A 25,075-nucleotide genomic window follows, 5' to 3' on the forward strand; every position below is an offset into this window, starting at 1 on the left:
CGTCGTCCACTCCACAAAGACGAAGGCGCGCGGTCTCGCGCGCCTTCGAGATGTTCCTATCTTGAGGCCGCATGATCAGGATTCGTTTCCAGGCTTTCAAGTCGTCGATCTTCCCTTTGGGTCTCACGGTGGGGTTGGCCGCGGGCCTGCTGACCGCGTGCGGCCCCAGCACGCCCGCCACGCCGGACAAGGTCGACGCGACCGACAGCGCCGAGGCGGGCTATGTGGCGCCGCCGACCCTGGAAGGCGCGCGCCGGACGGCGAACGGAATTTCGCTGTCGGGGAAGGGCGCGCCGGACTCCGATCTGCGCCTGGGCTCGCCGACCGGCGAGGTGGTGATGGGGCGGGCCGACGGGTTCGGCCAATGGAGCGCCACCGTGCCGAACGAGCCCGGCGTCCGCTTGTTCGGCCTGTCGACCATCCACAAGGGGCGGACCGTGCAGGCCGAGGGCTACGTGATGATCACCGAGGATGGCGAGGTTGCTCTGCTGCGGGCGGGGGCCGGCGCGCGTCGCCTGGCGGCCGAATCGTCGTCGCCGCGCATCCTGGCCGTCGATGTCGACCGCGAGGGCGGGGCGGTGGTCTCCGGCGTGGCCGCGCCGAGCGCCGGCCTCAATGTCCGCGTCGACCGCATCACGCGCGGCGGCGGCCGCGCCGATGACAGCGGGCATTTCTTCATCTCGCTGACCGGCCTGCTGTCGACCGGAAACCACGATATCCAGGTCGCGGGCGAGGGCGGCGAGAACGCCGTTTCGGTCGCGACGTCGCCGCCCGCGCCCCTGACCTATGGACCCGTTCGCGCCGACCGCACGCCGATGGGGTGGCGGATCGACTGGATGACTCCGGGCGGCGGCGTCCAGACCACGCTCCTGATCGGCGGCCAGGGTCGATGAGGGGGATGGGAGGGCCGCCCTCGGCTGGCCGCGCCGCCGTCCCCGGCGCGATCGCGGCGCCCGACCAGCCGGTGCGGTTCTGGCGGGCCATGGGCGACCTGTTCCAGCTGGTCCTGCGTTCCAAGGCCCCGGGCTTGCGTTGGCGGGTGACAGTGGCCCTGGCCCTGACCCTGCTGGGCAAGGCGCTAGGCGTGCTGGCGCCGTTGATGCTGGGCAAGGCGGTGAACCAGCTGTCGGCCGGGCACGGCTCAGGCGCGGGAGGCGCGGTCGCGGCCGTCACCTGGGCCTTCGCGGGCCTGGCCGTCGGCTGGGCGCTGATCCGCTTTATCTCCGCCGGCGCCCCCCAGGCGCGCGACACCATCTTCACGCCCGTGGCCCAGGCGGCCCAGAACCGGGCGGCGGTCGAGACCTTTTCCCACGCCCTGTCGCTGTCGATCGACTTCCACCAGTCCAAGCGCACCGGCGCGCTCTCGCGGACGATCGACCGGGGCGCGCGGTCGATGGATTTCCTGCTGCGCAGCTTGGTCTTCAACCTGGCCCCGACCGGCGTCGAGCTGGTCATGGCCGCCGTGGTGTTGGCCAAGGCCTATGACTGGCGGTTCGCGGCCGTCGCCCTGGCGACGGTGGCCGTCTACGGCTACCTGACCTTTGCCATCTCGGACTGGCGGATCGGGCATCGGCGCGCCCTTAACGAAGCCGACGCGGAGGCCGCCGGGCGAGCGGTCGACGCCCTGCTGAACTACGAGACCGTCAAGTCGTTCGGGGGCGAAGAGCGCGCCGTGGCGGGCTATGGCAACGCTCTGGACCTCTACGGCGAGGCCCAGATCAAGGCGACCAACTCGCTGAACCTGCTGAACCTGATCCAGTCGGCGGTGATGAGCCTGGGCCTCGGCACGATGGCCGTTCTGGCCGGCGCCGAGGCCGCGGCCGGCAAGATGGGACCGGGCGACGTCACCGCCGCCGTGTTGATCCTGATCAACCTCTACGCCCCGCTGAACATCCTGGGCTTCGCCTATCGCGAGATCCGCCAGTCGCTGATCGACATGGAATCGATGCTGGAGCTGCGCCGCCAGACCGCCGACGTCGCCGACGCGCCGGACGCCCGCGACCTGCCGCCGTGCGCCGATCAGCGCGGCGGGGCGGTGACGTTCGAGGCGGTGTCGTTCCGCCATGGCGCGCGATCGGAGGGCTTGTCGGACGTCTCCCTGGCCGTTGCGCCCGGGACGACGGTGGCCATCGTCGGACCCTCCGGCGCGGGCAAGACGACGCTGGTGCGCCTGGCCCTGCGGATGATCGATCCGCAAGCGGGCCGTGTGACCCTGGATGGCCACGACCTGCGCGACCTGAAACAGGCCTCGCTGCGCCGAGCCGTGGCCCTGGTGCCGCAGGACGTGGCCTTGTTCAACGACACCCTGGCCGCCAACATCGCCTTCGCCCGTCCGGACGCCACCGAGGCCGAGGTGTGGGCGGCCGCCGAAGCGGCCGAGCTGGGCGACTTCATCCGCAACCTGCCCGAGGGCATGGCCACCAAGGTCGGCGAGCGCGGCCTGAAGCTGTCCGGCGGCGAGCGCCAGCGGGTCGGCATCGCCCGCGCCTTGCTGGCCGAGCCGCGCGTCCTGATCCTGGACGAGGCGACCAGCGCCCTGGACAGCCGCACCGAGGCCGCGATCCAGGCCACCTTGCGCAAGGCGAGGGCAGGGCGGACGACCCTGGTGGTGGCCCACCGCCTGTCGACGATAGCCGACGCCGACGAGATCGTCGTGCTGCGCCGGGGCAAGATCGTCGAGCGCGGTCGCCACGAGGCGTTGCTGGAGGCCGGTGGCGAGTACGCGGCCCTGTGGCGTCGCCAGACGCGGGAGCGCGAGCCGGTTTAGTGGATTTCACCGGCTGGGAGGCGGGTCTATATCGAGCGTGTCGCCTCTGAAGGAGCCTCGCCTTGCGCTATCTGCACACCATGGTCCGCGTCCGCGATCTGGACGCCTCGCTGCGGTTCTATTGCGAAGGCCTGGGGCTCCAGGAAGCCTACCGCATGGAGAACGAGAAGGGTCGCTTCACCCTGGTCTTCCTGGCGGCCCCGGAGGACCTGGAAGCGGCCAAGGAACGCAAGGCCCCACTGGTCGAGCTGACCTACAACTGGGACGACGAGGAATATCTGGGTGGCCGCAACTTCGGTCACCTGGCCTATCGGGTCGACGATATCTACCAGACGTGCCAGCGCCTGATGGACATGGGCGTGACGATCAACCGCCCGCCGCGCGACGGCCACATGGCGTTCGTGCGTTCGCCGGACGGCATTTCGGTGGAGCTGCTTCAGGATGGCAGCCTGCCGGCGGCCGAGCCCTGGGCCTCGATGCCCAACACCGGCGCCTGGTAGCGCGCGGTCAGACCAGCCGGGTGCGGGCCAGTTCCTGAAGACGGCGCGCGGGCGCGTCGGAGATGGCGGCCCACAGCACCCGGGCCAGCTCCATCCGATAGGCGGTCGCATAGCCGGTGACGAACGGCGAGCTGCCGCCGGCGACCACTTCACGGTTCAGGGCCTCGGCCAGGGCTTGGCGCACCTTGCGCGCCTGAGCGTCGTAGGCGCGTCCGGCCCCGGCGATCCGCCGGTCGATCTCGAACCCGGCGTGGATGGCGGTGGTGACCAGGGCGGGAAGAGCGGCGAAGTCCGCATGGGTGACGACGCGCATCATGAAGCTGGGCTTGGTGGTGTCGGCGCCGATCTTCTCGTCGGTCAGCTCGAACTCCATCGCGGCCACGACGCGTTGCAGCGTCTCGGGCCAGTGATCGTCAGCGGTTGTCATTCCAAATCCCCCCGGGGCGCTCCGATAGCGGGGTTCGACGAGATGGAAAAGGCGATACCCGACACTGTCACCTATTTTGGGGGCAGGCGGGCCCTGGAAAACCTCGCCTCGAGACGCCAAATCCCGACGGCTCCGTTGGTTGAGCTCATGACGAGGTTCCCCGCATGTCGGATCTGTCCGCCTTCCCGATCACCCAGCGCTGGCCCGCCCAGCATCCCGAGCGGATCCAGCTCTATTCGCTGCCGACGCCCAATGGGGTGAAGGTGTCGATCATGCTGGAGGAGACGGGGCTGGCCTATGAGCCGCACACGATCGACATCGGCGAGGACGAGACCTGGGGACCGGAATTTCTATCCCTGAACCCGAACGGCAAGATCCCGGCGATCATCGATCCCGACGGACCGGGCGGCAAGCCGCTGGGCCTGTTCGAGTCGGGCGCGATCCTGATCTATCTCGCCGAAAAGACGGGCCAGTTCATTCCAGCCGATCCCGCCGGGCGCTACGAGACCCTGCAATGGGTCTTCTTCCAGATGGCCGCCATCGGCCCGATGTTCGGCCAGGTCGGCTTCTTCCATAAGTTCGCGGGTCGCGAATACGAGGACAAGCGGCCGCTGCAGCGCTACGTGACCGAGTCCAAGCGCCTGCTGGGCGTGCTGGAAGGCCGTCTGGCGGATCGCCAATGGATCATGGGCGACGACTACACGATCGCCGATATCGCCAGCCTGGGCTGGGTGCGCAACCTGGTCGGCTTCTACGGCGCGGGCGATCTGGTGGACTGGGCTTCGCTCAAGCATGTGCCGCGTTGGCTGGAGGCGGGCCTGGCGCGGCCGGCCGTCCAGCGCGGTCTGGAGATTCCCAAGCGCCCCTGAAACCCTGAGTGGGCGCCTGCGACCAATTGGCCAGGGCGTTAAGAATTAAGGTCTGATTAACCACGACGGCCCGACTTTGCAGGCGTCTTCTTTTGAAGGCGCCCCACCATCACTGACTTCCACAGCCCGGCCGCAAGCCGGGCTGTTTTTTTGGAATTAGGCGCTTGCATCGGCGCGGTCAGGCGGCTATCACGCGGCCTCTTCTGAGAGCGACCTGTTCCGCGGTAGCTCAGTGGTAGAGCAGCCGGCTGTTAACCGGCTGGTCGTAGGTTCGAATCCTACCCGCGGAGCCACTCACTTTAATCGCTCGCTCGGAAGCTTCCGAACAAAACTGGTGTCCGGGTTTCGCCTGTACGCGGCCGCGCGTTTTTGACCCATGCCTTGTCGTCGTGGTGGGTTGCATCGACTCGAAGCGGCGGCTATCACCCGGCCTCTTCGAAAGAGCGACCTGTTCCGCGGTAGCTCAGTGGTAGAGCAGCCGGCTGTTAACCGGCTGGTCGTAGGTTCGAATCCTACCCGCGGAGCCACTCTTTCTCAGACTTTCGAGCGGTCAGCTTGACCGTCGAAAGTTGAACCCTTCCCCGAAGACTTTCTGAATATTGATCCTAGTCCCACGAGGGCTTGGAGCGAATGTTCAGCGGCACGTCGCCTTCGGCGCGGACGGCGACCCGTTCGCCCTGGCGCTCGAAGATCAGGTCCACGGCAGCCGTCCCGACGCGCAGGTGTTCGACGCGCAGGCGATCGATGCCGATCGGCAGTCGTGGGTCCACCAGAGAGATCTCGCCGCGATTGGCGTCGATCGTGATGCCAAGGCACGCCTGCAGCATCATGAACACCGATCCGGCCGCCCAGGCCTGGGGCAGGCAGGCGACGGGGTAGGCCACCGGCGGTTCGCCGGGCGAGCGAGGGAAGCCGCAGAACAGCTCGGGCAGGCGCATGGCCATGCGGCTGGCGGTCTCGAAGAGGTCGGCCGTCAGCTTCACCACGCCGTCGCGCTCGCCGTATTGGGACAGGCCCATCACGCACAGCGCCGTGTCATGCGGCCAGACTGAGCCATTGTGGTAGCTGATCGGATTGAACCGCGCCTCGCCCGTGGCGAGCGTGCGTACGCCCCAGCCCGAATTGAAGTTCGCAGACAGCAATTGATCGCTGACCTTGCGGGCGCGTTCGGGCGAGGGCAGGCCGCAGAACAGCAGGTGGCCGGGGTTGGACGACAGCACCCGACACAACTGGCCCTGGCCGTCGACGGCGATGCCGTAGAAGCCTCGCTCCTCCATCCAGAACAGCGCCTCGACCTTCTCGCGTAGTCGCTCGGCCTTCTGGCGCCAGATCGCCGCCTGACCGATCTCGCCACGGCGCTCGGCCAGGCGCGCCATGCCGCGATAGGCCGCGAAGGCGTAGCCTTGAACCTCGACCAGGGCGATCGGTCCCGAGGGGTATCGGCCGTCGGCGTGGAAGACCGAATCTTCGCTGTCCTTCCATCCCTGGTTCGAAAGGCCGCTGTCCTGGCCGCGGGCGTAGTCGATCAGGCCATCGCCGTCGCTGTCGCCGTCGTTCTCGATCCAGTGCATGGCCCGCTGCAGCGCGGGCCATAGCTCGTCGATCAGCTTGTCGTCGCCGGTGCGGGCCTGGTAGGCGCCGGCCAGGGCCACGAACAGGGGCGTGGTGTCGACCCCACCATAGTAGCGGCCGAACGGCACCTCGCCCATGGCCGGCATCTCGCCCTTTCGGGTCTCGTGCATGATCTTGCCGGGCGCGCTGTCGCGGAAGGCCGAGCGCTCCTGGGCCTGATGGGCGGCCAGGTAGCGCAGCACGCCCTTGGCCAGGGACGGCTCGAACCACAGGATCTGCCAGGCGGTGATGATCGCGTCGCGCCCGAAGGCGGTCGAGAACCAGGGGATGCCGGCATAGGGATAGGGGCCGGTCTCCATGCGGGTGGTCAGCAGGGCCAGGTCCGAGCGGGACTTGCCCAGCCACTCGTTGAACAGGCGGCCCGAACTGTGCAAGCGCGCGCCGTGCCGGCGACGCGAGCGCATGTCCCAGCGCGCCCGGGCGGCGGCGTCGCGGAAACGCTCGCGGCTGGGCACGTGGCCATTGGTGACGCCGATCTCGATATAGAGCTCGGTCTCGCCCTCGGCCTGCAGCGAGAACATGAACTCGGCCTTGTGGGCGCCCAGGCGGAAGGGGGCGTGCGAGAACGAAATGAACGAGGCGCGCTCGACGCCGTCCAAGCCGATGTAGCTGTAGGCGACGCGGCGGCCGTCGATGTGCGGCGGCCCCTTGATCCCGCGCTTGGCGCGCTGGGTGCCGCGCACCTCGAACATGTCGTGGAAGTCGGCGTCGAATTCGATCGCCATTGGCAGCAGGACGGTGTCGCGGCTGTAGTTGACGCAGCGGATGCGCTCGTACAGCCGCTCCTCCCACAGGAAGCGCTTGCGCTCGATGTGCAGCACGCCCGGCGGCCCCATCCGCTCGCCGGGATAGGGCAAGGCCTGGTTGGTGCTGTTGCACGTGAAGAAGACGTTGTCGTGGGCGACAGCCGCCGACAGCAGCGATGGCGCTCGGCCGCCCAGGCTCAGGCGGTAGAACGACAGGATGCGGGTGTCGTTGTGGAAGAGGCCGTCGCCCTGACCCGCGATGTCGCCGAACTGGTCGGCGACGATGAAGGTGTCCTTGTCCTTGAGGGCATAGAGATTCTGCGGCGCGCGGACTTCCGCCGTCACGCCGTAGTCGACCGGTGCGTCCAGCGCCGGCGCGAGATTCTCCATGGCCCCTCCTTTTGGTGTCGTTTCAGGCGCTAGCGGCCAGGTCGACGAGGGATGGGTAGACGGCGGCTCCGTCGCACAGCTTTTCGTAAAGCGCGACGTAGCGCCGAGCCATCGCCTCGGACGAGAACCTTGTGTCGAAACGCCGACGCACCAGGTTTCGATCCAGGTCGCTCGCGCGAATGATGGCTTCGGCGGCCTGGTCGTCGTTGTCGACGATGAAGCCGGTCACGCCATCGTCGATCACCTCGGGCACGGAACCGCAGCGATAGGCCACCACCGGCGTGCCGCAGGCCATGGCCTCGATCATCACCAGGCCGAAGGGCTCGGGCCAGTCGATCGGGAACAGCAGGGCGTCGGCGCCGCCCAGGAACGCCGATTTCTCGCCGTCGCCGATTTCGCCGATGAACTCGATCAGCGGCTCGCCCATCATCATCGGGGCGATCTTGTCCTCGAAATAGGCGCGGTCGGCGGAGTCGACCTTGGCGGCGATCTTCAGGCGCTTGCCCAGGCGCTTGGCCAGCATGATCGCCCGATCGGGCCGCTTCTCGGGCGAGATGCGGCCAAGGAACGCCAGATAGCCGTCGCTCTTCTCCGAGAACTTGTAGAGGTCGGCGTTCATGCCGTGATGAACCGTGCCGGCCCAGTTGGCGAAGGGCAGGGGCCGGCGCTGGTCATCGCTGATCGAGACCAGCGGGAACTGTGGCCAGCGCTTGTAGACGCCGGGCAGATCCTTGAGATCCAGGCGACCGTGCAGGGTGGTCAAGGTTCGCTCGGCCCGGTCGGCGAAGAACGGGAACTGCACCATGTCGGTGTGGAAGTGAACGACGTCGAACTCGTTGGCCAGCGCCCGGACCTCAGCGATCTGGGTCAGGTGCGCGGCAAGGTCGGACTTCAAGGGCGCGGGATCCAGGCGGATCGCCTGGTCGCGGGTGGCGATCAGCCTGGCCTTGGTCTGGGCGTCGGCGCTGGCGAACAAGGTGACCTCGTGGCCGAGGTCGACCAGGGCGTCCGTCAGGTGCGCGACGACGCGCTCGGTGCCGCCGTACAGGCGCGGCGGAACGGCCTCATAGAGGGGAGTGACCTGAGCGATCTTCATGGGCGGACCCTGGCGGGAGGAACTGGAACGCGGCGCTGGTCCGCTCCAAATCAGTTCCGTCGATCGCGATTGGTTCCGTCGATCGCCTTCTTACGGCCTTATTGCGGACTGGCGCTCCGGTCCAGGCGCTCTTGACGCTCACGTTCCTGGCGTTCGTCACGCTTGCGGCGCCGATAACGGCTATAGACCTTCCGGCCCACGGCATCGATACGCGGCAGGAAATAGATCACGACGAGAGCGCAGATCGCGGCCGCGATCACGACGGGCGCATTGAACATGGCAGTTCCCCTGAAGCCTACTGTTAGGGCTTCCCCCCTTGGTCGACGATGCGCTCGCCGATAAGGCCTTATTCACCATAAGGCGAAGCTGATCAATCGATGTTCCGTGACAGTCGCTGTCACCACTTCTGATGATTGTCCTTTGGACTTTTCACGCATGTGTCCGCAAACCGATGACGCTTTTTAGGCCTTCGCGAGGCCGTCGGGAGGCAAGCGCGGCTTGGGATCGCATTGCGTTTCGGCGACGGGCGGACCTATAAGCCTGCTCGAAAGTCCAGTCCTTCGAGGGATTCCATGAGCACCGACTTCGCCGCCGCGCGGCTGAACATGGTCGAGAGCCAAATTCGCACCGCCGATGTCACCGATCTGCCGCTGCAGGACGCATTGCGCGTCGTGGCGCGCGAAGCTGTCGTACCGACCTCGAAGGCCTATTTGGCCTATGCCGACGCCGACATCGAATACGCGCCGGGCCGCTGGCTGTTACGGCCGCGCGAGGTGGGCAAGCTGCTGCAGGTCCTGAAGCCGCGCGAAGGCGAGAAGGCCCTGGCCATCGCCGCGCCTTACGCGGCCGCCGTTCTGGAAAAGATGGGCCTGTCGGTCACCCGCCTGGAAGGTGATGACCTGAAGGCTGTGCCGGCCGGTTCCTACGACGTGATCATCTGCGAAGGCGCCGTGGCGGTCGCGCCCAAGGCCTGGCAGGACGCCCTGGCCGCCGGTGGCCGTCTGGGCGTGATCGAGCGCACCGGTCCGGTCGGTCGCGCGACCATCTATCTGCGCGCCGAGGACGGCGTGGGCCGTCGCCAGGCCTTCGACGCGTCGCCTCCGATGCTGGCGGGCTTCGAAGCGGAGGCCGGTTTCAGCTTCTAGTCCGCAACCTTGTCGCAACGTCTGCGTGAAAAAAGCTTAACTGGCGGCGTCTGGCGGTCCGACTTACACGCGATCATATTGTGGCAGGGCGCGACCTTCGCGTGATTGGGGATAGAATCTTGATGTCGAACCGTCGACGGGCCGGATTGCTGGCCGCCGCTTGCAGCGCTGGCCTGATGGCTGGCGTGTTTTCCGCCGCGCCCCTTTCGACGGTAAGGGCCGAGACCCTGGCCGACGCGATCGCCCTGGCCTACCAGACCAATCCCACGCTCCAGCAGCAGCGCGCCAGCGCGCGGATCACCGACGAGGGCGTGGTGCAAGCCAAGACCGGCTTCCGCCCCACCATCGGCGGCGAGCTGGACGTCACCGGTTCGAACACCAATCCGCCCGGTTCCGGCGCGGATGTGAAGTTGTCGGGCAGCAGCGCGACGGTCTCGATCAGCCAGCCGCTCTATACGGGCGGCCGCGCCAGCGCCAATCTCAGCGCCGCCGAGGCCGACGTGCTGGCGTCCCGCGAGACGCTGCGTTCGGTCGAGCAGAGCGTGCTGGTCAACGTCGTCCAGGCCTATGTCGACGTCCGCCGCGACCAGGAACGCCTGCGCATCGCCAAGGAAAACGTCGCCGTCCTGCAGCGCCAGCTGGACGAATCCAACGCCCGCTTCGACGTGGGCGAGATCACCCGCACCGACGTGGCGCAGTCGCAGGCCCGTCTGGCCGCGGCCAAGGCCGGCCTGTCCGCCGCCCAGGCCCAGCTGGAAGTCAGCCGCGCGGGCTACGCCGCTACGGTCGGCCAGACGCCCAGTGAACTGGCGCCCGAACCGACCCTGGCCGGCCTGCTGCCGGGCTCGGTCGACCAGGCTTTCGAGGCGGCCCAGACGACCAACCCAGGCGTCACCTCGGCCAAGTACAACGAACAGGCCGCCGCCGCGCGCGTGGCCGTGGCCAAGGCCGGCTATCGTCCGACCGTCTCGGCGCGCGCCGGCCTGGGCTACTCGGCCAGTCGCGCCTCCGGCGTCGGCAGCCAGTTCGACGACTACAGCCGCAACGTGTCCGGTGCGATCACCGCGTCGGTGCCGATCTTCACCGGCGGCCTGACGACCTCGCTGGTCCGCACCGCCAACGAGCGCGAGAACGCCGCCCGCAGCGCCACCGAAGGCGCCAAGCGTACGGCGATCCAGCAGGTCTCGAACGCCTGGAGCAATCTCCTGGCCTCGCGCGCCCAGCTGGTCTCGAACGAGGAACAGGTCCGCGCCACGCGCATCGCCTTCGAGGGCGTACGCCAGGAGCAGCAGGTCGGCCTGCGCACCACCTTGGACGTGCTGAACGCCCAGCTGGAACTGTCGAACGCCGAACTGGCCTTGGTCGGCGCGCGTCGCGACGAGTATGTGGCGAGCGCTGTCGTGCTGCAGGCCATGGGCCAGCTGGACGTTTCCAAGCTGTCCTCGACCACGGCGGCCTATGATCCGAAGACGTCCTACAATCGCGTGACGCACAGCGTGGGCTGGGTGCCGTGGGAGCCGGTCGTTCAGACGATCGACAAGGTCGGCGCGCCCTCGACCAAGCCGCAAGGCGGTTCTAAGTAGGATCGGCGCCCGCGTCGATTCCGCTCAGGCGCGGACTTGCGCTTGCTTAAGACGCGTAAGTCTGCACCATCGCGGACAAAGCGCGTCCTAGAGCGCGCAAGGATTCGTACCTCTTTACGACGGCGTCGCACATGTCCGATCAGAGCTCTCAAGAACCGACGATGGAGGAGATCCTCGCCTCCATCCGACGCATCATCTCCGAGGATGATGCGCCGGCGGAGCCTGCGGCCGAAGCCGCGCCCGAGCCGGAACTGGAGGCCGAGCCCGAACCGGAACCCGAGCCGGTCGAGGAGGACGTTCTCGAGCTGACTGATCCGATCGCGCCCGAGGCCGAGCCGGAACCCGAGCTGCCGCCGCTGGAGACCGTCGGCGACATCGACGTCTATTCGCCGCCGCCGCCCGAGCCTGAACCGGCCCCCGCGCAACCGGTCTTCGATCGCGACGAAGTGGCCGACAACCTGGTCGGCGATACGGCCGCCTCGGCCGCCGCCAGCGCCTTCGGCAGCCTGAGCTCGGCTCTGCTGATGCCCAAGGACGGCCGCACCCTGGAGGACGTCGTGCGCGAGCTGCTGCGCCCGCTGCTCAAGGAGTGGCTGGACCAGAACCTGCCGCGCATCGTCGAGACCAAGGTCGAGGAAGAGGTACAGCGGATCGCTCGCGGCCGCGGCTAGGCGTCTCGACATCCCGAAAATCGAGGCGGTCGCCGCGGCGGCCGCCTTTTTCGTTGCGAAATACCCCAGAAAACCAAGGTCCGCCGGTTTCGCGCCGGGGCCGCAGATGGCATATCCGCTCCGCCATGCTCGAAAAGACCTTCGATCCCAAATCCGTCGAACCTCGCCTGTACGCCGCCTGGGAGGCCTCCGGGGCCTTCAAGCCCAGCGAGGACGCAAACGCCGAACCGTTCGTCATCGTGATCCCGCCGCCGAACGTGACGGGCTCGCTGCACATCGGCCACGCGCTGAACAACACGCTGCAGGACGTGCTGACTCGCTTCCACCGCATGCGCGGCAAGGCCGCCCTGTGGCTGCCGGGCACCGACCACGCGGGCATCGCCACCCAGATGGTGGTCGAGCGCCAGCTGGCCGCGGCCGGCAACATCGGCCGTCGCGACATGGGCCGCGAAGCCTTTGTCGACAAGGTCTGGGAATGGAAGGCCGAGAGCGGCGGAGCCATCACCAATCAGCTGCGCCGCCTGGGCGCGTCGTGCGACTGGTCGCGCGAGCGCTTCACCCTGGACGAGGGCCTGTCGGCCGCCGTCCGCAAGGTGTTCGTCCAGCTCCACAAGCAGAACCTGCTCTATCGCGACAAGCGCCTGGTCAACTGGGACCCGCAGTTCCAGACCGCCATCTCCGACCTCGAGGTCGAGCAGAAGGAAGTCGACGGGGCCTATTGGCACTTCGCCTATCCGCTGGCCGATGGCGTCACCTACCAGCATCCGATCGCCTTCGACGACGCGGGCAAGGCCACCGAGTTCGAGACCCGCGACTATATCGTCGTGGCGACCACGCGACCGGAGACCATGCTGGGCGACACCGGCGTCGCGGTCCACCCCGATGACGAGCGCTACAAGGGGCTGGTCGGCAAGTTCGTGACCTTGCCGATCGTCGGCCGCCGCATCCCGATCGTCGCCGACGACTACGCCGACCCGACCAAGGGCTCGGGCGCGGTGAAGATCACGCCGGCCCACGACTTCAACGACTTCGGCGTCGGCAAGCGCGCCGGCCTGGAAGCGATCAACATCCTGACCCCCGAGGCCAAGCTGAACGACGCCGTCCCGGCCGAGTTCGTCGGCCTGGACCGCTTCGTCGCGCGCAAGGCCATCGTCGCCCGCGCCGAGGAAGAGGGCTGGCTGAAGGAGATCGAGAAGACCCGGCACATGGTCCCGCACGGCGACCGTTCGGGCGTGGTCATCGAGCCCTTCCTGACCGACCAGTGGTACGTCGACGCCAAGACCCTGGCCCAGCCGGCCCTGAAGGCCGTGGAAGAGGGCGAGACCGTCTTCGAGCCCAAGCATTGGGAAAAGACCTACTTCGAATGGCTGCGCAACATCGAGCCGTGGTGCGTCTCGCGCCAGCTCTGGTGGGGCCACCGCATTCCGGCCTGGTTCGGCCCGGAAGGCTCGATCTTCGTCGAGGAGACCGAGGAAGCCGCCTATGCGGCCGCCAAGGCCCAGTTCGGCGAGAACGTCGTCCTGAGCCAGGACGAGGACGTGCTGGACACCTGGTTCAGCTCGGCCCTCTGGCCGTTCTCGACCCTGGGCTGGCCGGAAAAGACCGCAGACCTGGCCAAGTTCTATCCGACCAGCACCCTGGTGACCGGCTTCGACATCATCTTCTTCTGGGTCGCCCGGATGATGATGATGGGCATCCACTTCATGGGTGAAGCGCCGTTCAAGCAGGTGTTCATTAACGCCCTCGTCCGTGACGAGAAGGGCGCCAAGATGAGCAAGTCCAAGGGCAACGTGATGGATCCGTTGATCCTGATCGACGAACTCGGCTGCGACGCGGTGCGCTTCACCCTGACGGCGATGTCGGGCCAGGCGCGCGACATCAAGCTTTCCAAGCAGCGCATCGAGGGCTACCGCAACTTCGGCACCAAGCTGTGGAACGCCTCGCGCTTCGCCCAGATGAACGAGTGCGTCCGTGTCGAGGGCTTCGACCCCGCGACCGTCCAGCAGCCGATCAACAAGTGGATCCGCGGCGAGACGGTCAAGACCGTGGCCGAGGTCACCAAGGCCCTGGAAGCGCCGTCGTTCGACGAGGCCGCCGGCGCTCTGTACCGCTTCGTCTGGAACGTGTTCTGCGACTGGTACCTGGAGCTGGCCAAGCCGATCCTGAACGGCGATGACGCCGCCGCCAAGGCCGAGACCCGCGCCACGGCCGCCTGGGCGCTGGACGTGATCCTGAAGCTGCTGCACCCGGTGATGCCGTTCATCACCGAGGAGCTGTGGGAGAAGACCGCCGAGTTCGGCCCCGGGCGCGACACGATGCTGATCTCAGCCCAGTGGCCGGAACTGCCGGCCGACTGGATCGACGCCGAGGCCGAGGCCGAGATCGGCTGGCTGGTCGAGACGGTGGGCGAGATCCGCTCGATCCGCGCCGAGATGAACGTGCCGCCGTCGGCCAAGCCGGCGCTGACCGTCGTCGGCGCGGGCGCGGAGACCAAGGCGCGCCTGGCCCGTCACCGCGACCTGCTGCTGACCCTGGCGCGCCTGGATAGCGCCCGCGAGGCCGACGCCGCTCCAGCGGGCTCGGTCCCGATCGTGATGGGTGAGGCCACCGGCGCCCTGGCCATCGCCGAGTTCATCGACCTGGCCGCCGAGAAGGCGCGCCTCACCAAGGAAATCGCGGGCCATGTCGGCGAGATCGAGAAGGTCGGCAAGAAGCTCGGCAACCCCGACTTCCTGGCCCGCGCCAAGGAAGAGGTGGTCGAGGAGAACCGCGAACGCCTCGCCGAAGCCGAGGCCGCCAAAGCCAAGCTCGAGGCGGCTCTGAGCCGCCTGGAGTCGGTGGGTTAGGGGTTCTCTCTGCTCCCCCGCGATGCGGGGGAGCTGTCGCGGAGCGACTGAGCAACCATGTTGTTCAGGGTGCGACAGACCTCCAGGGGAGTTGCCTCGCGAGCACGAGGTTTGCGGCTTCGATGAGCTTTCGCATGACGGCGACGATGGCGACCTTGGGAGGTTTTCCGGCGTCGCGCAGGCGCTGGGCGAAGGCTTTGAAGCCAGGGTCGAAGCGCTTGGCGGCGATGGCGGCCAGGTAGAGCATGTGGCGCGGGCGAGCCCGTCCGCCGCCGATGAAGGCCTGGCCCTTCCATTGTCCCGACTGTCGATCGAAGGGCGCTACGCCGAGCAAGGCGGCGGCCTGCCCGCGCCGGAGGTTTCCCAGTTCGGGCATGCGGATCAGCAGGCTGGCGGCCACGATCGGTCCCACGCCGGGCAGCGACATCAAGAGGCGGTGACGCGTCAGAAGGTCTGGACAGGCCTTGATCTGCTCCAGGATCTGATCGGCCAGCCTGGCCTTCAGGTCCGACAGGCTCTGGATCTGCTCGTCCAGGGTCTGGATCAGGTCGGGCAGGTCGACGTGCTCCATGAAGGTCTTCATGGCCGCCGCCTGATCCGTGATCTGTTCGTAGGCCGTCAGGCGCTGGGCCAGTTCAACCAGGCGCGGGTCCTGGGCGGCGCGGACCGTGTCGACCTGGGCCGTCGCCGCCGCGATCAAAGCCGCATCCAGCGCATCGGTCTTGGCCTTCCAGCGCTTGAGCCGGGCGAACAGCCGAACCTCCAGCGGCTGATGGACCACGACCTCAAGGCCCACCGCTTCAAGCCGGGTCCGGATCTGGCGCTCGTAGCCCGCCGTCGCCTCCAGCCCCGCCCGAACGACGCCTTGCTCGGTCAACCAGCCGATCAGCGCCTCATGGCCCGTCTCGTCGTTGCCGAACCGGCGCGTCTCGCCCTGACCATGGACGGCGACGTCCAGCCAGCGCTTGCCTACGTCGATCCCGGCGATTTTCGTGTTACGCTCCACCCGTTCCATCGACCCATCCTTGTGGCTTCGGACCCATCCGTCCCTGCAACCATCCGGGTCATGAAACGTCGGCGGCGGCCCTGCTCAGTCCCAGCACTCAAACGCTCGGGGGCAAACGGCCCCTCCGCCGACAGCTCGCTTGGCGTTCCTCCGCCAAGCGAGCGTCCCGGAAGACCCCGTCACAATGCCACCAAATCAACAGACAAGGGGGCGAGTGCTCAAGCCGAGCTAGTCCCCTCCGGCCCTCTGGGCCACCTCCCCCGCGTCGCGGGGGAGGATATGGTGTCTATCGCCCATACACCGCGTCGCGCAGTTCGCGCGTCACCTGGCCGTTCATGCCCTCGAACGCGGTATTGGACATCAGCACCACGGTCAGGCCGTTCTTCGGATCCACGAACCAGTTGTGGCCATACACGCCGCCCCAGGCCAGTGTCCCGGCGGCCTGCGGAGTCTTGGCGACCGTCGGATCGTCCAGCACCGCCCAACCGTAGCCGAGGCCCCAGCCGGGGCCTTGCGTTGCCGCCTGCGGGCCGACCTGATCCTTGACCATCTCGGCGACCGTGGCGCTCTTCAGGAGCGGCGCGCCGCCTTTGCGGATGGTCTCCAGCAGCTTCAGCACATCCCCGGCCAAGCCGACCATGCCCGCGCCGCCTGACGGGAATTCCTCGGCATGGAGCGCGCGGCTCGGGGCGAAGCGGACGGCGGTCGGGCCGATCGGGACGTCCTGATTGTCGGTCATCGCGACCGGCGCCGGCTGGGCGTTGGCGTAGGGCGTGGCAAGGCGGGCGGGGACCTTGGCGACGAAGCCGGTGTCCCGCAGGCCGAGCGGCGCGGTGACGGTCTCGGACACGACCTCGGGCAGGGACTTGCCGGCGGCCTTCTCGACCACATCGCCCAAGACGTCGATGGCGACGGAGTAGCGCCATCTCGAACCCGGCGGAAACGCCAGCGGGGCCAAGCCGATGCGGCGGACGTTCTCGTCCAGGCTGATCCCGGACAGGTCGATGCCGTCCGAAACGCCCAGCGTGTGGTACGGATGCGAGGGGCCCTCGGCGAGGCCATAGGTCAGGCCGGCGGTATGGGTCAGCAGCTGGCGGATGGTGATGATCGGCGTCGTCCCGTCGGCCAGCTTCGGTTTGAAGTCCGGCAGATAGGTCGTGACCGGGTCCTCCAGCTTGATCTTGCCTTGCTCGACCAGCCGCATGACGGCGACGCTGACGAACGGCTTGGTCACCGACGAGAACCGGAAGAGGGCGTCCTCGGTCATCGGCCGGTTCGTCTCGCGATCGGCCAGGCCGGCGGCGCGGTGATAGACCAGCTTGCCGTCACGGGCGACCAGCACGACCACGCCCACTAGACGCCGCTCGGCGATGGCGCGATCGAGAACGCCATCGATCCGGGCCTGGAGCGCGGCATCCGGCGCCGGGGTCGAGGTGGTTGGCCGAGGCGCGGCAAGGGTGGCGGTCGGCGCCATCAGGGCCAGACCCATAGCGACAGCCAGCGGCTTCATCCAGACGCGCATCGCGACTCCCTCGTCTCGTTGGCTTTGCATTCGAACAAGGCCGCGCCGTCCGCAAGGGGCCTTGCGACATGACCAAGGATTAACTGGGCGGCCGGGCGTCCGGCTGGTCTTGTTCCAACGGTTTCAAGGGAGCGTGGTCATGGCGGCGAAGGCCTTGGGTCTGGGACTGATGATGCTGGGGCTCGTGGTCGCGAGCGCCCGGGCCGCGCCGGATCCGGTCGAGCGCGCCGACGGCATCGTCCGCCGCGCCATGGTCGAGCAACATATCCCCGGCCTGCAGATCGCGGTGGTCAAGGACGGCCGGATCGTCATGTCCCGCAGCTACGGCGTCGCCGATCTGGCCAAGCGGATGCCGGTGACCCCTGGGACGGTCTTTCCGATCAATTCCATCACCAAGGCCTTCACCGGCGTGGCGGCCATGCGGGAGGTCGAGGCTGGGCGGTTGGATCTCTCCAAGCCGATCGGAACCTACGTCGCCGATCTGCCCTGGCCCTGGCGGGGAATCGAGGTTCGTCGCCTGCTCAGCCACACCTCGGGCTTGCCGACCTTCGATGACAGCGACGGCGATGGGGTGGCCGCCTGGAACGCGACCCTGGCCAAGCCCATTCGGTTCCCGCCCGGCCAGCGGTTCGACTATAATCAGACCAACTACGCGCTCGTGCAGATGGCCATCAACGGTCTGCGCGGCCGCCCGCGCGATGCGACCTTGGCCGACGAGCAGTTCGCCTTGGCCGGCATGACCCACAGCGGCTTCGGCGACACTCGCGACCAGGACCCGAACCGGGCGACCTCGTACGGCTACCGCCAGGCCACGCCCGACCAACCGGTGGTGCGGACCGAGATCTTCTCGCCGCTGCACCGCGCCGCGGCTGGCATGAACAGCACCGCCGACGACATGGCCAAGTGGCTGATCGCCCTGCAGGACGGCAAGCTGTTGAGCCCCGCCGCCCGCCGGACGATGTGGACGCCGGTGGCCTATGCCGATGGCAAGGTCGGCCAGTGGGGCATGGGCTGGCTGGTCCTCGACCGCGCCGGGCATCGCGCCGTGGCCATGACCGGCGGCAGCCGTTCGGCAGTCTATCTTTATCCCGATGACAAGGTCGGGGTCGTCATCCTGACCAACCTGGCCAGCTCGACGCCCGAGGACCTGGTCGACGAGATCGCCCAGGGCTTCATCCCCGGCATGGCGCTGACCGGCGTTCCGGCCCTGCGCGCGGCGTTGACCGGCCAGGAGGGCGCGGACCCTTCCGCGACCGTCACCGCCTTCCGCGCGGCCAATCCTGGTTTCAATGCCGACGAGCACGAGCTGAACGACTGGGGCTATCGCCTGCTGGCCTTCGGCAAGCCGCGCTCGGCCCTGGCGGTCCTGAAACTGACGGCCGACCTCTATCCGGCCAGCGGCAACGCCTTCGACAGCTTGGGCGAGGCCTATGCCACGAACGGCGACAAGCCCTCGGCGATCGTCGCCTATCGCAGGGCGCTGGAACTGGATCCCACCAACAAGAACGCCGAAACCTGGCTGAAGCGCCTCGAAAAATCGGGCGGCTAGCCTTGTAACTTATCAATGTTCTCCTAGCGTCAAACGGACGTTTGCATCCGGCTTCCGGCTGTGCTCTGTCTTCATCGAACGCGCTCGCTCAACAAGGCGCGACACCATACCGGGAGAGTAGAAATGACCCAGGCCGCCCCTCAAGCCGCGCCCAAGCCGGCGCCGTGGCCCGCGATGTCCGTCCAGCAAGCCTATGCGCTGATCACCGCGCCCGGCACGCCCGGCGAGATGGAGGAGGTGGAGATCCGGGGGGTGAAGACCCGCACCTGGAAGAACGCTCCGCCGACCTTGCGCGACACCGTCGCGTTCGGCCGCGTTCATGGCGACAAGACCTTCCTGGTCCATGAGGACGAGCGGGTCAGTTTCGAGGCTTTCTATCGCGCCGTGACCCACATGGCCGCCGAACTGGAGGCCTTCGGGGTCCAGAAAGGCGATCGGGTGGCGATCGTCATGCGCAACCTGCCCGAATGGCCCGTGGCCTTCTACGGCGCGCTGTCGCTGGGCGCGATCGTCACGCCGCTGAACGCCTGGTGGACCGGGCCGGAGCTGGAATATGGGCTGGTCGATTCCGGCGCCAAGGTCGCCATTGTCGACGTCGAGCGCTTCGAGCGTCTGGCCGAGCACCTGAATCACTGTCCCGAGCTGAAGCGCGTCTATGTCAGCCGCTCGCGAGAAGAAATCGCCCATCCGTACGTGAAGCGGCTGGAAGGCGCGATCGGCTGTCCCAACGACTGGGCCAAGCTCGCGGAAAAGCCGCTGCCGACCGTGGCCATCGCTCCGGACGACGACGCGACGATCTTCTACACCTCGGGCACCACGGGTAAGCCCAAGGGCGCCATCGGCACCCATCGCAACATCAACAGCAACATCTTCGCCGCCGCCGCGGCGGGCGCGCGCAGCTTCCTGCGCCGTGGGGAGGCCCCGCCCCAGCCCGACCCCAGCCTGCCGCAGAAGGGCTCGCTGATCTCGGTGCCGTTCTTCCACGCCACCGGCTGTTTCGCCGTGCTGAACCCCTCGCTGTTCGCCGGCGCCAAGCTGGCCATGATCCGCAAGTGGGACCCGGACAAGGCGATGCAGCTGATCCAGGACGAGCGCCTGACCCAGATGGGTGGCGTGCCGACCATCGCCTGGCAGATCATCGAGCATCCCAACCGCGACAAGTACGACCTGTCGTCGATCGAGGCCGTGGCCTATGGCGGCGCGCCGTCGGCCCCGGAGCTGGTCCGCAAGATCAAGGAGGTCTGGCCCAAGTCCTCGCCCGGCAACGGCTGGGGCATGACCGAGACCTCGGCCACCGCTACCTCCAATTCGGCCGAAGACTACGAGAACCGTCCCGACAGCTGCGGTCCCGCCGTGCCCGTCACCGACCTCAAGATCATGACCCTCGAAGCGCCGTATCGCGAGCTGCCGATCGGTGAGGTCGGCGAGCTGTGGTGCAAGGGGCCGCAGGTGGTGCGCGGCTACTGGAACAAGCCCGAGGCCACGGCCCAGACCTTCATCGACGGCTGGGTGCGGACCGGCGACCTGGCGCGTCTCGACGCCGAGGGCTTCTGCTTCATCATCGACCGCGCCAAGGACATGCTGATCCGGGGCGGCGAGAACATCTACTGCATCGAGGTCGAGAACTGCCTGTACGACCATCCGGCGGTGATGGACGCGGCCCTGGTCGGCATTCCGCACAAGACCCTGGGCGAGGAGCCGGCGGCGGTGGTCACTCTGAAGCCTGGCGTCGAGGCCAGCGAGGCCGAACTGCGCGCCTTCGTCGCCGACCGCCTGGCCGCCTTCAAGGTGCCGGTCAAGGTGGTGTTCTGGCACGAGACCCTGCCGCGCAACGCCAACGGCAAGATCATGAAGAACGAGCTCAAGAAGGTGTTCGTGGAGGGCTGAGACCTTCGCGATCTAAGAGGGAAGGGCCCGCATCGCGTGATGCGGGCCCTTTTCGTTACACGCTGACCGGCGGCCTGCGGTGGGCCCAGGGCTGTGCCTCTTCCAGCTGATAGGCCAGGGCCAGTAGCGTGGCTTCGCCGCCCGCGCGGCCGGCGATCTGGACCCCGACCGGCAGGCCGTCGGCCGTCCAATGCAGCGGCACGCTCATGGCCGGCGCGCCGGCCACGTTCTGCACCGGGGTGTAGCCGACATAGGCGTTCAGGCGTTGCTGCAGGTCAGGGAACGGAACCCAGCCCGCGACGTGGCCCAGCTCGACCGGCGGCTGGCCGAGCACCGGCGACAGGATGACGTCGTAGGTCGTCAGCCAGGTGTCGTAGGCCTTCATGTCGTCGTTCAGGCGGGCGATGGCGGCGGGCAGGACGTCCGGCGTCAGCTGGCTGACCAGTTCGGCCATGGCCAGGCTGAACGGCTCCAGCACGTCGGTGTCGGGCTTGCGGCCTAGGGCCTGGCCGATGGCGGCGACCAACTCGGCCGCGCCGCTGGCCCACAGGACCGTGAAGTCGAAGCCGAAGCGCGCGCCGTCCATCGGCAGAGCCGTGGGCTCGACCGCGTGGCCCAGGCTTTCCAGCAGCTTGGCGGCGCCCTCGACGGCGGCGCGCACCTCCGGATCGGGCGCTTGGCCGCCGCCGGTGTTCATGACGAGGCCGATCTTGAGAGGCCTGTTCAGAGGCTGGGAGACCAGGCCGATGGGCGTGAACGGCGCGTCGGGGTCGGTGCGTTGGGTGGCCGCGAAAAGGGCCGCGGAGTCGCGGACGCTGCGGGACACCACGTGCGAGACCGAAATGTCGATGGCCCAGGTGCTCGGCCGGTTCGGCAACATGCGGCCGCGCGACGGCTTGAGGCCGAACAGGCCGCAGTTGGCGGATGGGATGCGGATCGAGCCGCCGCCGTCGCTGGCGTGGGCGACCGGGACCATGCCCGACGCCACCGCGGCGGCCGCGCCGCCGGACGAGCCGCCCGACGAGCGCTCCAGGTTCCAGGGATTGCGCGTCGGCGTAAAGCCCATCGGCTCCGTGGTCGGCAGGAAGCCATATTCCGGCGTCGCCGACTTGCCGATGGTCACCAGACCGGCGGCGTCGAACGCGTCGACATAAGGCGTCTGCTCGGTGTCGGGCCTCGCGCCCAGCATGCTCCGCGAGCCGTAGTAGGTGGGCAGGCCATTGTACGGATCCAGGTCCTTGACCAGGAACGGCACGCCGGCGAACGGGCCCGAAAGCCCGCCGGCCTTGGCCTTGTCGAGCGCGCGGTCGTAGTCGGGTGTGACGATCGCGCCGATTCGGGGATCCAGCGCCTCGGCCTTGCGGATGGCCTCCTCGACCACCTCGGCCGCTGAAACGGCCTTGCCGCGGATACGATCGGCGAGCTCGGTGGCGTCCGGAGTCCAGGCCGTGGTCATTCGTGTCTCCCTCAGACCGGCGTCTTCCGCGCCGGTGATCGATGTTCAGTTGACCTGGAAGAGACCTCGGCCGCAAGCCCGTGCTAGAGGGCGGTCTCGGGTTTCAGGGAGGCCGCGTGGCCAGGAAGCGGATCGATCAGCTGCTTGTCGAGCGAGGCGTCTTCGACAGCCGCGCCAAGGCGCGCGCGGCCGTGGAGGCCGGATGCGTGTCCGTGGCCGGCAAGGTCGTCGCCAAACCCGCCGAGACGGTCGACGAGCACGCCGAGATCGTCGCGCGGGCGGCTCATCCGTGGGTGGGGCGTGGCGCGCTGAAGCTGGTCCACGCTCTGGACCTGTGGCCGATCGCGGTCGAGGGGCGGGTGGCGATCGACGTCGGCGCCTCCACCGGCGGCTTCACCGAGGTGATGCTGTCGCGCGGCGCGGCCAAGGTGTTTGCGGTCGACGTCGGCCGCGACCAACTACACGCCAAGCTGAAGGCGGATCCGCGCGTGGTCGACTTGTCGGGCGTCGACGCCCGCGCGCTGGACGGGGCGGTGATCCCGATGGCGCCCGACCTGATCGTCAGCGACGTCAGCTTCATCTCACTGACCAAGGCCTTGCCGGCGGCGCTGAAGCTGGCGGGGGCGGAGGCGGACCTCGTGGCGCTGATCAAGCCGCAGTTCGAGGCCGGTCGCGAGCACGTCGGCAAGGGCGGCCTGGTGAAGGATCCCGAGGTCATCGCCCGTGTCGAGGGCGAGATCGTCGACTTCCTGGAAGCGTCGGGTTGGTCGGTGAAGGAGCTGGCCGAGAGCCCGATCACCGGCGGCGAGGGGCAGGTCGAGCGCCTGGTCTGGGCGCAAAAGAAATCGGCCGTCCCCCATTCCAGCTAGAGGAGGGGACGGCCGATCGTCTAACCACAAGGTGCTTTGAGAAACTCAGTCGACGACCTGGTACTTGCCGTTGGCGTCCGGGCAGACGCGCACGAAGCGCTTCTGGACGCGGCCGTCGGGCAGATAGATCGGGCTTTCGGCCAAGGTGCAGCCGTTGACGTCGGCCTGGCCGGCGCGATCGGCCACGCGATAGCCCTCGCGGCGCTCGTAGGTGTGTTCGTAGTAGCTGTCGCGATCGGCGTCGCGGCGGACCTGGTCATAGGGGACCGGGCGGTAATCGTCGTCATAGCCGTCGTTATAGGCGCGCGGCGGCGGGGGAGGCGGCGGGGGCGGAGCGATGTTGCTGCCCGGCGAGCAGGCGGCCGAGGACTTGCCGGCCATGCCGCCGACCACGGCGCCCAGCAGGCCGCCGACGACCGAGCCGTCGGTGCGATGACCGCGCGCGGCGATGCCGCTGCCCAGCGCCATGCCGATGGCGCCGCCGGCCAGGGCCCCGCCCGTGGTGCGGTTGGTCGTCGAGCGCTGGCACTGGTCGTAATAGTAGCCCTGGTTGGCGTAGGCCCCGCCGCCGTAAGGCGTCGTGCCATAAGCCTGCGCCGAAGCCAGGGTCGGCGTCAGTACGCCGCAGATGAGGGCGGCGGTGACGCCCAGGACGGTCTTCATCTTGGTGATCCTGCTCTTGGAGGCGGTCATGGTCATGAGAGAGCTTGTCTTTTTAGGGGCGACCTTCGCCGCCACGCCCATCCGTTGATATAGATATCGCGCGGCCAAGATGAACGGCGCCTGACCGGCATATTCAGCTTCGTTCACGCGCGGGGAAAATCGTCCGACGCCCACCCTCAAGCGCGGTTTTTAGGGTATGGACGGCCGATGCAAGACCTGACGATCAACGCCATCGGAGCCCAGGGCGATGGGCTCGCCCGTCTCGGCGACGGCAAGCCGGCCTTCGTACCCCTGACCCTGCCGGGCGAGACCGTGCGAGCGAACATGGACGGCGCGCGGGGCGAGGTCGTCGAGATCCTGAGCGCCAGCGCCGACCGCGTGGCGCCGCCCTGCCGTCACTTCGGCGCCTGTGGCGGTTGCGCCCTGCAGCATTGGGCGGCCGAACCCTACCGCGCCTGGAAGGCCGAGCAGATCCGCATCCAGCTGTCCATGGAGGGCCTGGAGACCGAGATCCTGCCGACCTTCGCCGCGCCGCCGGCCTCGCGCCGCCGCGTGGCCCTGCACGCTCGCAAGGTGAAGGGCGGAGCCAAGTTGGGCTTCAAGGAGCGCCGCTCCTGGAATCTGGTCCCGATCGAGGAATGTCCGGTCACCGATCCGCGTCTGGTGGCGGCCCTGCCGGCCCTGGCGCGCCTGGCCGAGCCGTTTCTGGAGCACCCTAAGTCGGCCCCGACCCTGCACGTCACCCTGACGGGCACCGGCCTGGACATCGACGTCACCGGCGTCGAGCGCAAGAGCGGTGGCCTGTCGGCCGACGCCCGCATGCGCGCGGCCATGGCGGCCGGCGAGGGGGACTTCGCCCGGGTCACCATGGCCGGCGAGATCGTCTACGGCGCGCGCCAGCCGCTGGTGAAGCTGGGCCCCGCCGTCGTCGCCCTGCCGCCAGGAAGCTTTCTGCAGGCCGTGCCGGCCGCAGAGCGGGCGATGGTCGATTTCGCGGTCGCGCAGGCCCAAGGCGCCAGCCGCATCGCCGACCTCTATTGCGGCGTCGGCACCTTCACCTTCCGCCTGGCCGAGGTCGGCGCGGTGCACGCCGCCGAGATGAGCCCGCCGGCCATCGCCGCCCTGAAGGCCGCGATTGGGGCGACGCCGGGCCTCAAGCCGATCACCGCCGAAGCCCGCGACCTGGTCAAACGCCCGGTGTTGAGCACCGAACTGGCCAAGACCGATGTCGTGGTCATCGACCCGCCCCGCGCCGGCGCCGCCGAGCAGACGGTCGAGATCGCCAAGTCCAAGGTGGCCAAGGTGGTGAGCGTCTCGTGCAATCCGGCGACCTTCGCCAAGGACGCCCGGGCCCTGGTCGACGCCGGCTTCCGGCTGGAGAAGGTGCTGCCCGTGGACCAGTTCGTCTGGTCGCCCCATATTGAACTGGTCGGTGTCTTCACGCGATGAGG

Annotated in this window: 20 protein-coding genes and 2 tRNA genes; 14 read left to right on the top strand and 8 right to left on the bottom strand. The window is 68.2% G+C overall.

What is annotated here, in order from left to right; genetic code table 11:
• The first annotated feature begins 71 nt into the window (after nucleotides 1-71).
• The 3 genes from MZV50_RS11565 (at nucleotide 72) to MZV50_RS11575 (ending at nucleotide 3,267) form a co-directional block, all read left to right on the top strand.
• Complete coding sequence (locus tag MZV50_RS11565) at nucleotides 72-893, top strand: hypothetical protein (RefSeq protein WP_252634762.1); 822 nt, start codon at nucleotides 72-74, stop codon at nucleotides 891-893.
• The gene (locus MZV50_RS11570) at nucleotides 821-2,767 is read left to right on the top strand and encodes an ABCB family ABC transporter ATP-binding protein/permease (protein ID WP_252634764.1); all 1,947 of its coding nucleotides are present in this window, start codon (nucleotides 821-823) and stop codon (nucleotides 2,765-2,767) included. The genes MZV50_RS11565 and MZV50_RS11570 overlap by 73 nt, the downstream gene beginning before the upstream one ends.
• A 62-nt stretch (nucleotides 2,768-2,829) precedes the next feature.
• The gene (locus MZV50_RS11575) at nucleotides 2,830-3,267 is read left to right on the top strand and encodes a VOC family protein (protein ID WP_252634765.1); all 438 of its coding nucleotides are present in this window, start codon (nucleotides 2,830-2,832) and stop codon (nucleotides 3,265-3,267) included.
• 7 nt (nucleotides 3,268-3,274) lie between these two features.
• Here the strand turns inward: MZV50_RS11575 and MZV50_RS11580 are convergent, their stop codons facing one another.
• Nucleotides 3,275-3,694 carry a hypothetical protein gene (locus MZV50_RS11580; protein ID WP_252634766.1) on the bottom strand — a complete coding sequence of 140 codons (420 nt, stop codon included), beginning with the start codon at nucleotides 3,692-3,694 and terminating at the stop codon, nucleotides 3,275-3,277.
• 164 nt (nucleotides 3,695-3,858) lie between these two features.
• Here MZV50_RS11580 and MZV50_RS11585 point away from each other — a divergent pair, with 164 nt between their 5' ends.
• From MZV50_RS11585 to MZV50_RS11595, 3 genes are all read left to right on the top strand, one after another.
• A complete protein-coding gene (locus MZV50_RS11585) occupies nucleotides 3,859-4,563 on the top strand; it encodes a glutathione S-transferase N-terminal domain-containing protein (protein ID WP_252634767.1) in 705 nt (234 codons plus the stop codon).
• A gap of 218 nt (nucleotides 4,564-4,781) precedes the next feature.
• Nucleotides 4,782-4,856 (top strand) — tRNA-Asn (locus MZV50_RS11590).
• A 159-nt stretch (nucleotides 4,857-5,015) separates the two neighbouring features.
• Nucleotides 5,016-5,090, top strand: a tRNA-Asn gene (locus MZV50_RS11595).
• Between the two features lie 78 nt (nucleotides 5,091-5,168).
• Here MZV50_RS11595 and MZV50_RS11600 read toward each other — a convergent pair.
• The 3 genes from MZV50_RS11600 to MZV50_RS11610 all read right to left on the bottom strand — a co-directional run bounded on the left by MZV50_RS11600 (nucleotide 5,169) and on the right by MZV50_RS11610 (nucleotide 8,705).
• Entirely contained in the window at nucleotides 5,169-7,331 is a 2,163-nt protein-coding gene (locus MZV50_RS11600) for an amylo-alpha-1,6-glucosidase (RefSeq protein WP_252634768.1), read from the bottom strand.
• Nucleotides 7,332-7,353: 22 nt separating this feature from the next.
• Entirely contained in the window at nucleotides 7,354-8,427 is a 1,074-nt protein-coding gene (locus tag MZV50_RS11605; protein ID WP_252634769.1) for a glycosyltransferase family 4 protein, read from the bottom strand.
• A 98-nt stretch (nucleotides 8,428-8,525) separates the two neighbouring features.
• A complete protein-coding gene (locus MZV50_RS11610) occupies nucleotides 8,526-8,705 on the bottom strand; it encodes a hypothetical protein (RefSeq protein WP_252634771.1) in 180 nt (59 codons plus the stop codon).
• Between the two features lie 294 nt (nucleotides 8,706-8,999).
• Between MZV50_RS11610 and MZV50_RS11615 the strand changes: the two genes are divergently transcribed.
• The 4 genes from MZV50_RS11615 (at nucleotide 9,000) to MZV50_RS11630 (ending at nucleotide 14,672) form a co-directional block, all read left to right on the top strand.
• Complete coding sequence (locus MZV50_RS11615; RefSeq protein ID WP_252634772.1) at nucleotides 9,000-9,572, top strand: protein-L-isoaspartate O-methyltransferase family protein; 573 nt, start codon at nucleotides 9,000-9,002, stop codon at nucleotides 9,570-9,572.
• Nucleotides 9,573-9,688: 116 nt separating this feature from the next.
• Nucleotides 9,689-11,155 (top strand): TolC family outer membrane protein, encoded by a 1,467-nt coding sequence (locus MZV50_RS11620; protein ID WP_252635230.1) that lies wholly within the window; start codon nucleotides 9,689-9,691, stop codon nucleotides 11,153-11,155.
• 131 nt (nucleotides 11,156-11,286) lie between these two features.
• Nucleotides 11,287-11,826 carry a pole-organizing protein PopZ gene (gene popZ / locus MZV50_RS11625; protein ID WP_252634774.1) on the top strand — a complete coding sequence of 180 codons (540 nt, stop codon included), beginning with the start codon at nucleotides 11,287-11,289 and terminating at the stop codon, nucleotides 11,824-11,826.
• A 125-nt stretch (nucleotides 11,827-11,951) separates the two neighbouring features.
• Nucleotides 11,952-14,672, top strand: a complete 2,721-nt coding sequence (locus MZV50_RS11630; RefSeq protein WP_252634775.1) for a valine--tRNA ligase — start codon at nucleotides 11,952-11,954, stop codon at nucleotides 14,670-14,672.
• 64 nt (nucleotides 14,673-14,736) lie between these two features.
• Here the strand turns inward: MZV50_RS11630 and MZV50_RS11635 are convergent, their stop codons facing one another.
• The gene (locus MZV50_RS11635) at nucleotides 14,737-15,687 is read right to left on the bottom strand and encodes an IS110 family transposase (protein WP_252630725.1); all 951 of its coding nucleotides are present in this window, start codon (nucleotides 15,685-15,687) and stop codon (nucleotides 14,737-14,739) included.
• 277 nt (nucleotides 15,688-15,964) lie between these two features.
• Nucleotides 15,965-17,200, bottom strand: coding sequence for a serine hydrolase domain-containing protein (locus MZV50_RS11640; protein ID WP_252634777.1), 1,236 nt, complete (start codon nucleotides 17,198-17,200; stop codon nucleotides 15,965-15,967).
• 139 nt (nucleotides 17,201-17,339) lie between these two features.
• On the opposite strand from MZV50_RS11640, the gene MZV50_RS11645 reads away from it, so the two are divergent.
• Nucleotides 17,340-18,749, top strand: coding sequence for a serine hydrolase (locus tag MZV50_RS11645; RefSeq protein WP_252634778.1), 1,410 nt, complete (start codon nucleotides 17,340-17,342; stop codon nucleotides 18,747-18,749).
• Nucleotides 18,750-18,872: 123 nt separating this feature from the next.
• Entirely contained in the window at nucleotides 18,873-20,636 is a 1,764-nt protein-coding gene (locus MZV50_RS11650) for a class I adenylate-forming enzyme family protein (RefSeq protein WP_252634780.1), read from the top strand.
• A gap of 55 nt (nucleotides 20,637-20,691) precedes the next feature.
• Here the strand turns inward: MZV50_RS11650 and MZV50_RS11655 are convergent, their stop codons facing one another.
• Nucleotides 20,692-22,092 (bottom strand): amidase, encoded by a 1,401-nt coding sequence (locus MZV50_RS11655; protein ID WP_354668935.1) that lies wholly within the window; start codon nucleotides 22,090-22,092, stop codon nucleotides 20,692-20,694.
• A 116-nt stretch (nucleotides 22,093-22,208) separates the two neighbouring features.
• On the opposite strand from MZV50_RS11655, the gene MZV50_RS11660 reads away from it, so the two are divergent.
• A complete protein-coding gene (locus MZV50_RS11660) occupies nucleotides 22,209-22,961 on the top strand; it encodes a TlyA family RNA methyltransferase (RefSeq protein ID WP_252634782.1) in 753 nt (250 codons plus the stop codon).
• Nucleotides 22,962-23,006: 45 nt separating this feature from the next.
• On the opposite strand, the gene MZV50_RS11665 is transcribed toward MZV50_RS11660, so the two are convergent.
• Nucleotides 23,007-23,660 carry a hypothetical protein gene (locus tag MZV50_RS11665; protein ID WP_252634783.1) on the bottom strand — a complete coding sequence of 218 codons (654 nt, stop codon included), beginning with the start codon at nucleotides 23,658-23,660 and terminating at the stop codon, nucleotides 23,007-23,009.
• A 171-nt stretch (nucleotides 23,661-23,831) separates the two neighbouring features.
• Between MZV50_RS11665 and MZV50_RS11670 the strand changes: the two genes are divergently transcribed.
• The gene (locus tag MZV50_RS11670) at nucleotides 23,832-25,073 is read left to right on the top strand and encodes a class I SAM-dependent RNA methyltransferase (protein ID WP_252634784.1); all 1,242 of its coding nucleotides are present in this window, start codon (nucleotides 23,832-23,834) and stop codon (nucleotides 25,071-25,073) included.
• The last annotated feature ends 2 nt before the right edge of the window (nucleotides 25,074-25,075 follow it).

The organism is Caulobacter segnis, assembly GCF_023935105.1.
Classification (GTDB): Bacteria; Pseudomonadota; Alphaproteobacteria; order Caulobacterales; family Caulobacteraceae; genus Caulobacter; species Caulobacter segnis_B.